This window comes from Lactobacillus helsingborgensis, assembly GCF_000970855.1.
Classification (GTDB): Bacteria; Bacillota; Bacilli; order Lactobacillales; family Lactobacillaceae; genus Lactobacillus; species Lactobacillus helsingborgensis.
On record NZ_KQ034047.1, the window covers coordinates 19,497 to 29,489 of the forward strand.

Genomic DNA, 9,993 nt, shown 5'->3' on the forward strand with positions numbered 1-9,993 from the left:
GTGTTGCTTTAAAACCACAGTAGTTTAAACTTAAAGATAATAATTTTACTGGCTTTATAAAAATAAATTGGGAGGTGCATATGGAAAAATTACGTTTCGCTCTTTAATTATTAATTAATTAAGGAGGAATAAAAATGAAATATATAGCTGACAAAAATATCGCTATGGAACAACTTATAAATTTATACACAAGCGTTGGTTGGAGTTCCTATACACAAAATCCTCGGCAACTGCAAAAGGCAGTTGCAAATTCGCTTTTTGCTATTGGCGCTTATGATCAAAACCAGTTAGTTGGATTAATCAGAGTAGTTGGTGATGGTTTGACCATCATTTATATCCAAGATTTACTGGTTAATCCTGCTTATCAAAGACGAGGAATTGGTACGAAATTAATGAATAGCATATTAAAGAAATATAATTCTGTCAGACAGAAAGTTTTGCTGACAGAAAATACCGTTAAAACGCGCAGGTTTTATGAGAGTTGTAATTTTAATCCGTGCGATAAATACGATTTGATTGCTTTTTACAAAGATTTTTAAGAGATAATAAAAAAGGCACATCCAAATGATGTGTCTTTGAAGTTAACCCTCTAGATTGGTGAAGTGCTCCATAATAGTTAGACATTAATCTGACTATTAGGAGCACTTTTTTCATGACTAAATATTCAACTGCTTTGAAAATGGAAATTTGCAGTAAATACTTATCCCACCAAACCTCTTTAGCTAAACTAGAACGCGAATACGGCATTGATCATACCGAGATTAGGGCCTGGGCAGAACGTGCCCGCAAACATGGCTTAGCCGCTTTAAAGGTTACTCACACCCGACAAACTTATTTGCCTGAATTCAAGTTAAATGTGGTACGCTTCTATCATGAACATCACATGGGAATACACAAGGTGGCCGCTGTTTTTAAGCTTAATTCATCGCAAGTGCAGGCGTGGTTAAAGCTTTATCAAGCAGAAGGCTATGCTGGGTTGTTCCCAAAGCCTAAGGGGAGGCCACCAACTATGACAAAGAAGAAGCGACAGAAGAAGCTTAAGCCTGCTAAGAAACTAACCGAAGTTGAACAATTACGCAAACAAGTCGCTGAGCTAGAGGCGCAAAAAGCCGATTTAGAGCTGAATAACTTGATCCTAAAAAAAGTGGCTGCCCGATATCCGCGCTTACCAACCGGCAAAAAACCAGAATAGCCGTGGAGATTCGGGCTGAACGACCTCAGCTGCCGTTAAAGGTCTTGCTCAATAAGCTGCACCTTAACCGCAAAACTTATTACGACAACCGCAGTCACCGATTGAACCGATCAGATAAATACGCTGCTGTTAAAGGCGTAATCAAGTCTATCTTCTACCAAGAAAGTGATGAGACTTACGGTTATCGACGTATGCATGGTGCACTCTTAGATCAAGGCTTTAGCTATGCGCCCAATACCGTGCGCAAGCTGATGCGGCAGCTGGGACTAAAGACCAGAGTCTACAGCAGGCGCACTGCACGCTACAGTTCTTATGCGGGCCCTGCAGGCGTAATCAAGGAAAACATTTTAAAGCAGCGGTTTAATGAAACCAGACCCTACCACGTCTTACACACGGATATTACCGAATACAAGCTGACTTCAGGCAAAAAGGTTTATATTTCACCGGTCATTGATGAGGCCTCACTGGAAATACTGGCTTGTCAAGTCAGCTATTCGCCTAACATGAGGCTGGTTTATGACATGCTGGCAGAGCTCAAGCAAAAACTGCCTGAAACAGCCCAGCCTATTTTGTATTCAGATCAGGGCTTTCAATACCGCAACAACGGCTATCAGGCCCGACTGTGCCAGATGAAGATCAAGCAAAGCATGTCGCGTAAGGGCAACTGCCACGATAATGCGCCGAGAGAAGCTCAACCAGGTCAAAATTGCTTCGTTGGCACAAATGAAAGCAATTCTCGCTGAATACGTTTACTGATTCAACCATATCAGAAGATCAAACAAACTAAAATACACGACTCCGATTAAATATCGGAACCGTGCATTGAGTATTGCGTAATGATAAAATGTCTAACTTTTTAGTTGTACTCCATTCGTTGCACAACTGACAGACCTTATTCTTGTATATCTATAATTTTTTGTAATAGTTTTGCGCGCTCTCTAAACGGTAATTGTTCTAGTCATTCATAAAATTTATTATGATAGAAAGTCAATAATACGTTATGTATTTGTATAAACGAATTAAAAAAAATCATTCATACCAAGCATCCAATCAAAACAACACCTTTGTTTCTTTATGATACTTGCATTTAGTGCTAGAAAACCACCCAAACCAGATAAAAAACCTATATCATTTTCTTTTGTTTTATTAATATCAGGTAATATACAATAATTTTTGAATTTAAATAAGGACATATCTAAATGTGAATTATTTAAATAATATTTAGCATATTCTATACTTCCAAAACCATGACATATACAATAAATGCCTTCATCAATAGAATTAATTGAAGATGGAGTAATTTTATTTAAGAACTCTGCTATTTTATATAATATTTTTTTATCTTCCATTATACTGGCTAAGGGTAACAGACCACAAAGTCCATTACACCAAGAGGTTTGAAGTCTATTTCCACTATTTGGTAGAAAATCATAGAAGTCGTAACTATCATTTGTATATCGATCAATACAATTAATTATTGATTTAGATACATCTTTGTACCACAAATATGTATTATTTGTAATATCGATATTGTTTAAAAAACTTAGTTCATACTCTAGAATTGAAAGAATAATGCCACTTGTACCATGTGCCATTCCTAAATTTTTTAAGCTAAAATTATCATAGACTTTAAACTTGAATAAGTCATTTTTACATATATTTTGCACTGCTTTTTTAAACCGCCAATATTTCATTTCATTTTGATGCGCAATCTTACAGTTACAAATATAAGTTAAAACTCCAGGAAAACCAAATATCCAATCCCCTTTAAACTTACTTTGAAGATCATTTATATTCGTTGTTGACCAAAAATCAAGTAGAAATTCAATAGATTTATAAAACCTCTTATTCAACTCATTCCAAAAGATTTTTTCCTCACCAATTTGTGCCCAAATATCTATTACAGCAGATATTCCTAATGGTCCTGTCAATAATCCAGACGTCGAGGAAGAAATATGTATCTCGTAATTGTTTAAGTCATTTAGATAATTGCATGCCAAAAGTTCAATTTTATTTTTTATTTCATTATTGTTTTCTAAGATATAAAATTGTGCTAAAGCTAGCATAACTCCAGGAAAGCCATCTAATATTGTGTAATGTTCTCTTAGATAATCATTTTTTTTGCCTACTTCAGATAAATAAATACCGAGAAGCTCATTTGTTTCCTTCATTATCATTCTCCTGAAGCCAATAATATTGGCGTAATAGCCTAAACTCTTGTGCTCTCATCTCATCTTCAAATCTAGCCGCACCATTTAATCTATTAAAATGCATATGAATTATACTATCCAGCCAATCTTCCACAGTAGTATTAGATACATTACTATCCAATATTCGTTTAGTTAAAATATTATTTATTTGCTGTATCATTTGTTTCGTTATTCCACTAATCTCACTAATTTCATGATAATCAATTTGCGCTATAAAATTTTCTAAAGCTTTAAACTTTTTCTTTAATTCCTTATCTTTTAGGCTTTTTGTTCTCAGAACTTTTAATTTGATATCTGGATTAATTAATACTGATTTTAAAACTTCTTTTAATTGCCATAAAACAATAGTATCTTTTTGAAGATTATTTAATTTTTTTAGCTTAACAGTCTTTAATATTTCAACAATACATATAGAATCTAACATAAACAGCTTTTCCATATTATCATAAATTTCAGCACCACCATATCTTTCTAATTCACGATAATATGGGACTATTTGGTAATCATCTATAATTGCTTTACTCCGTAAACTTTCTATCCATTCTAAGGCCTGGTTAATTATTCTTTTATCACTATATTTAAATCTGAAGCGTATATGAAATTTTGGATCTGTGTATCTAATAAAAAACCAGTATCTAATTTTATTACTGTTAATAAAATTGAATACTTCTGAAGTAATAAAATTGTTTCCTTCCCCTTTTGGTAAATACAATTTCACATAAAACCAATTAGAAGGATATCGCTTTGATTCATCTTCATGATTTGCATGACAACTCTTTTTATTAGTCAAATTATTATTCATATTGTCAGAATGAAAAGGTATAGTTACCTCGAAAAAAGAATTTGCATATTTATCAAGTCTTTCTTCTAAGTACAAATTTTCTTCAATATTATTTTTATCTTTATGATACTTGATTAACAAAAGCACATCTGTATCTGACCTTAAATCTAAAGGTAAAATTCTATCCAAATGTACTAAATTAATTAAATTTGGTACATTAAGCTCTTTTAACGTAGATCGAACTTTATTAACACTATCTTTTACTATAGCTTTGGGAATTTTCCAACAAGCTGGTGCTACAACAATACTGTTATAAACCATTCTTTTTCTGTACAATCCGGAAAAACTTCTTAATTGAGTAATAAATTCTTCTACTTCCAAATTAGGGCATGTTGCGGTAATAATAAAACGCACTATATCATTTTCAAAACTTGGATTTGCCATATTCTGTTGATCAAAAGCAAGAAACTGGCCCTTATCATCAACAAATTCTATCTTATTATTTTTATTCACTGAAATATATATTTTTGATACAGATATATCTTTATTATTATATCCATTAATAATAATATTATTTGTATAGCGTAATTTATTATAATAAATATTAGCAACTTTATTATTTTTAGGTATATACTGGATAGATGAAAAATAGCTTTTTTCTTTTATATTTTTTATATTAGGATACAAAAAGTAACTAAAACGACCATTAAAATCATTGGCTAAAAGAGATGAAGGATTTTGGCCTAAGATAAATAAATCCTGTTTTTGGTACTTGTAATAGTAAAAATTTAAATCAAAAGATGGGTCTGTATACTCTGGATAAGATTTACTTGTAGATAAATTAATATCAGTAAAATTTTCTAGATGTATTTCATTATTCTTTGTATTTAACGCTATATTAGTTGCTATCCAAGCTGACAACCTTTTTTGATAATTTAGATATTTTTGGCTATATTTTACGTCATAATATGGTGATCCCATTTCACTAAAAACTTGAAGAAGCGAAACAAAATGGTCATAATCGTATCTTTCAGCCAATCTTTCTTTAAATCCATTTAAAATCATAGAATCATAGCCCGGTATTGTTTGCGCATTATGATATAAGAAATTTGCCAAATTTTTTATATCTTTTATATTTGAATCGCTTATATTATTAGTTATATTTTCCCTGTTAATTCCTTCGGAATCTACTATGATTTTTTCCTTAGTATCATGTAGATCACTCATAATACAAAATAAATTTATATATCTTTCACTTCCACCCTTTTTTTCATATTCCTCACCTAAAGATAATACTTGCTTTAGATCATCTATTATAGAAAAGCGATTCCCCAATTTTTCTATATTTTGTATATATCTCTCAAATTCAGAAAGGGCAAAACCTCTTAATGGATACAGTTCACCAATTAATAATCGTTCTATCATTAATTGTTTTAAAATCTTTATAGCGCTATTTATATTAATGTTTTTAACTGAAGATAATAATGTAGAAATGATTTGTATAACTGAAGGATGGTCATCAGTATCAAAAATCCGTATAATAGCTTGTATAATAGCATTTTTTTGATATCTGATCTCTTCATGATCCTTAAAAACAGGATTTTCTCCAATAATATAATTTATTAAATAATTTCCTTTTATAATGGCCGACGCACTGAGTGATATCTTTTGTTTAGGAAACAAATAGATTTGATCAATTACATCGCTATAGACTGCAAGTAACCATTCCGGGCTTAATCTAACATGTCTAATAAAATTTTCTTTATTAGCTTTTTGAATATAATCAGCATTTTTATATACGGAAGAAAAAATTCCAAATGGTGTCGCTCTATTAACAGCTCTTTTTAAATACTCATATGTTGAGAAAAAAGTTGATTTTAGCTTTTTATCATTTAAACTATCAACATTAGAAATTGCTTTAAAAAGAGAAGTAGATGCTACCATTATCGCTTCTTTTATATCAGGTAGCATGCTTACTTTCTTTAATAAAGCCTTATACTCATATTCTTTCGCCTCTGAAAATTCATTAAGTAACACCAATGCTCGTTTACTTTTCGAAAAGTTTGCAGCTCTTACTATAAAACCATTGTTTTTCTTTATATACATAATAATCACCTTTAACAAAAAACTGACAACTTTTAATTTGATCTAACCCCCGAATTAGCTTTCTATTATTTCGAGATTCAAATTAATTGTTGTCAGTTCGTTTATAAAGTATCACCATTCTAACATTAAAATTGATATTTTCACTTCATAAATGTGAATAATATAAAATTATTATTGATTTTTACACCCTGCTATATACCTACCATGGCGGAGTACAGTGCTGTATCGAAGAACCACCACCTGACATTCCGCCAGTATGAGCATCATAAAAATCATCATCCTTTTTCGATAAAAGGTTACCATTTCCTTCAAAACGAATTACTAAGGAGACTTTATCTAACTTTACATCATCACGTTTAATACTATCCAACTTTTCTAATAATTGAGTTTCTGACATTTTTACATCCTCCTTTAAATTTAATTAAATTAATATTAGGACATTAGAAACAAATTGTATATAATAAATTTAATTAATATTAAAATTATTATATTTTTAAGGTGGTATTTATGGGACTATTCCATTATTTCAAGAAAGCAAAATTACCCTTTTGCCTGGTTATCTTTCTAACGATTGCCAAGGCCGGGCTTCTAACTTTAAGCGGCATTGCCAGCGCTAATGCCCTTAGTGCTGTTGCGCGCCTAAATGGCAGGCAGTTTTTCACCTGGATAATAGTCATGGGCGGCGCTAACATCTTTTTCGCGCTCGTAGGCTACTTCTGCCAACTGGCTTCGACTTACCTTAGGCAGGATATCGACACGCTCATTAGGAACGATGTCGCCCGCAGCCTGGCTAATTCAAGCTACAGTTCATTTCATCGTCAAACTACGGCGACCTACACATCATGGCTAACTAACGATATTCAGACCATCAACGAATACGGCATCGGTGATCTGCTCATGATTATCCAGCAAGTCAGTGAGATTATCATGGGATCCATAACGCTGGCCTACTTTCATTACAGCCTGCTTATTGTGACCCTGCTTTTGGCAGTCATTGTGCTGCTTCTGCCGCGTTTTTTTGCAAAATCAATGGCCAGCAGGTCGCTGGCGCTAACCCGCGCAAACGAACGGCTCGTTAACACCGTCACCGATATCCTTGACGGTTTTAATACCCTGTTTTTGGTCAATTTGCCGCACAGAATAATTACTAAAATCGACCACGCATCCAGTGACGTTAAGAAACACGCCGCGGCTTACACCAAGGCAGCAGGCAAATCGCAGTGGCTGACCGACTTGGGTTCGGCCCTGAGCCAGGTGCTCATTCTGGCACAAAGCGGGCTGCTGATCCTGCTGCACCTGACACCTATCGGGACAATTAGCGGCGCGCAATACTTTGCCGGGATAATTTTTGCCGAACTGGGCGGGATCAGCTTTAATTGGCAGGAGTTCAAGTCGCTCAAACCGATAATGAATAAGCTGCAAAGTATCAGGCAAAGCAGCCAAAAGGAAGATAATGCAATTACTGCCGCCGACTCCCCCAGCATCAAGCTGAAGAATCTGTCCTATGCTTATCCGGAAAAAGACAGAGCTGTTCTTACTAATATAACTTTTACCTTTAACGCGCATCAAAAATATGTCCTGCTTGGCGACTCGGCCAGTGGGAAAAGCACGCTGTTAAAGCTGATTAGCGGGCTGCTTACTGATTATCACGGTGAATTATTCTTGGACAGACAAAATTATTGCGCATTATCTGACCGGCAACTGCACCAAAAGATCGGCTACGTTGAGCAAGATCCTTATATTTTTAACGCGAGTGTAAAGTGGAACCTAACATTGGGGCAGGAAGTGAGCACCGAAAAGCTTAATAGCATAATCCGCGCCTGCGGATTGGCCAGCATGATCAAAAAGCTGCCGGCGGGACTGGATACTGTCCTAGACGCCAGGGGCACGTCTCTTTCTGGCGGCCAGAAGCAAAAGATTGCTTTCGCGCGCCAACTACTCCGCGACACGCCGATTTATTTACTGGACGAGGCGACTTCATCACTAGACAAGGAAACCAGCAATGCCTTAGAAATGCTGATTCTGAGCCAGCAAAACAAGACCGTGATCATGGTCACGCATCATTTACAGGATGAAACGGCCCGCCTCGCTGATCAAATCATTAGCATTAACGAACTTAACAATGCTGAGTAAGTTAATAGACAATTTTTGCAGGTAATATTAAAAATTAAAAGTTTTAAATAATTAGAGGTAGCAATTTGAAAAATAGAAATGTTGATTTTGGAATAAAAACATTCATTTTAAAAAACAATTTATCAGACAACAAAATTTATCGGGTAATCAACAATTTTAGCAAGAAAGTCATTTTAGCAAACCAGCATGGCGATTTGTTAACTGTTAATTTGGCTCATACAAATTTGACAAAATTAGGAATAGACAAAATAATAGTCGGAGATTACGTTAGTTATTCGCCAATTGAAGGTAAAATCACTAAAGTTTACCCTCGAGATAATATACTCTCTAAGGTAACCAGCAGTGCTGAAAAAAGCTGGCACGTTAAAAGCCAAAAGCAACTCCTTGCATCCAATGTTGACGAAATTTGGGTAATGATTGCTGTTGATCAGCGTTTTACAATAGAAAAACTAGAGCGCTATTTAGAAACATTTCGTATATCTGATCGCGATCCAATAATTTTATTATCAAAAGCTGATCATATAACTGAATATAAGGAGATAAAAAACAAAATTGGTCAAGCTTATCCTACTTTAAAAGTTAGAACGGTTTCTGCATATCTGCCGGAAACTATACAGCAAATTAAAAAAATGCTAATTAAAGGGCATACTATTGCAGTAGTGGGAGCTTCTGGTGTAGGTAAATCAACTTTATTAAATAATTTAGCAGGTAAAGATGTGAACAAGGTTAGTAACGTGCGCAGCGGCGATCAAAAAGGCAGGCATACTACAACAAGTATCACCCTTAATGCACTGCCTGATTTAGATATTTATTACATCGATACTCCCGGATTTAAGGCTATTAACAGTACAGCGCAAAAAAGCAATCCAGCAGTCTTCAATGATATTGAAGCCTTAGCAAAGAATTGTAAATTTAGAAATTGCAGCCACCTGTCAGAGCCAAAATGCGCTGTCAAAGCAGCCGTTCAAGAAGGCACCATAACTGAAGAACATTATCAAAGCTATATCAATTTCGAAAAAAGAAACAAAAAATAATATAATTTATTTTACTAAATTATTACACTAAGAAACAAATTAGACTTTTAGATGATTGGTTAGAAAGGCCGTAATCAAAATGAAACTTAATGATATTGAAGATAGTTTTTCATCAATTCCAGAAGATGAAAAAGTAATTATTGATACTATGGCTGAGCTTTATGCCGAAAGGATTAAACATCACATTTCACAAAAAGAATTTTCTGAAAGGATAAATATAAAGCAACCTCAGCTAGCCAAACTAGAAATGTTGGATTCTGTCCCTACCTTAGTAACACTGAATAGATACGCACTTGGTTTGGGATTGAAATTAAAAATTGGTTTAGTCCCTGCTTAATACATTTACAATATTCCGAATAGTTAGTTGAATTACTTATAAGTCACTTTTACTAAATAAAATAAACCCATAAGATGTTCAAGGCGAAGTTAACCCTCTAGATTGGACCAAAATCCATCTGAAGGGTTTTACTATGGTTAAATTTACCGTCAAACAAAAATTACAGGCGCTTAACTTGCTCAAAGAAGGCTACAGCAGCT

The 9,993-nt window shown here is 34.1% G+C and carries 7 protein-coding genes and 1 pseudogene; 5 read left to right on the top strand and 3 right to left on the bottom strand.

Annotated features, from left to right (window positions below; translation table 11 throughout):
* Positions 1-134 precede the first annotated feature (134 nt).
* Positions 135-539 carry a GNAT family N-acetyltransferase gene (locus JF73_RS05980; RefSeq protein WP_046327429.1) on the top strand — a complete coding sequence of 135 codons (405 nt, stop codon included), beginning with the start codon at positions 135-137 and terminating at the stop codon, positions 537-539.
* A 113-nt stretch (positions 540-652) separates the two neighbouring features.
* A pseudogene (locus JF73_RS09630) lies at positions 653-2,029 on the top strand (IS3 family transposase).
* 182 nt (positions 2,030-2,211) lie between these two features.
* Here the strand turns inward: JF73_RS09630 and JF73_RS05995 are convergent.
* The 3 genes from JF73_RS05995 to JF73_RS06005 form a co-directional block, all read right to left on the bottom strand.
* The gene (locus JF73_RS05995; protein WP_038523494.1) at positions 2,212-3,363 is read right to left on the bottom strand and encodes a lanthionine synthetase LanC family protein; all 1,152 of its coding nucleotides are present in this window, start codon (positions 3,361-3,363) and stop codon (positions 2,212-2,214) included.
* A complete protein-coding gene (locus JF73_RS06000; RefSeq protein ID WP_038523497.1) occupies positions 3,347-6,289 on the bottom strand; it encodes a lantibiotic dehydratase in 2,943 nt (980 codons plus the stop codon). The genes JF73_RS05995 and JF73_RS06000 overlap by 17 nt, the downstream gene beginning before the upstream one ends.
* A gap of 199 nt (positions 6,290-6,488) precedes the next feature.
* Positions 6,489-6,686: a hypothetical protein gene (locus JF73_RS06005; RefSeq protein ID WP_046327431.1), complete on the bottom strand. Its 198-nt coding sequence runs from the start codon at positions 6,684-6,686 to the stop codon at positions 6,489-6,491.
* 110 nt (positions 6,687-6,796) lie between these two features.
* Here JF73_RS06005 and JF73_RS06010 point away from each other — a divergent pair, with 110 nt between their 5' ends.
* The 3 genes from JF73_RS06010 to JF73_RS06020 all read left to right on the top strand — a co-directional run bounded on the left by JF73_RS06010 (position 6,797) and on the right by JF73_RS06020 (position 9,793).
* Positions 6,797-8,422 carry an ABC transporter ATP-binding protein gene (locus JF73_RS06010; protein WP_038523502.1) on the top strand — a complete coding sequence of 542 codons (1,626 nt, stop codon included), beginning with the start codon at positions 6,797-6,799 and terminating at the stop codon, positions 8,420-8,422.
* Positions 8,423-8,487: 65 nt separating this feature from the next.
* Positions 8,488-9,456, top strand: a complete 969-nt coding sequence (rsgA, locus tag JF73_RS06015) for a ribosome small subunit-dependent GTPase A (RefSeq protein WP_052059664.1) — start codon at positions 8,488-8,490, stop codon at positions 9,454-9,456.
* A gap of 79 nt (positions 9,457-9,535) precedes the next feature.
* Positions 9,536-9,793, top strand: coding sequence for a helix-turn-helix domain-containing protein (locus JF73_RS06020; RefSeq protein WP_046327432.1), 258 nt, complete (start codon positions 9,536-9,538; stop codon positions 9,791-9,793).
* Positions 9,794-9,993: the final 200 nt, after the last annotated feature.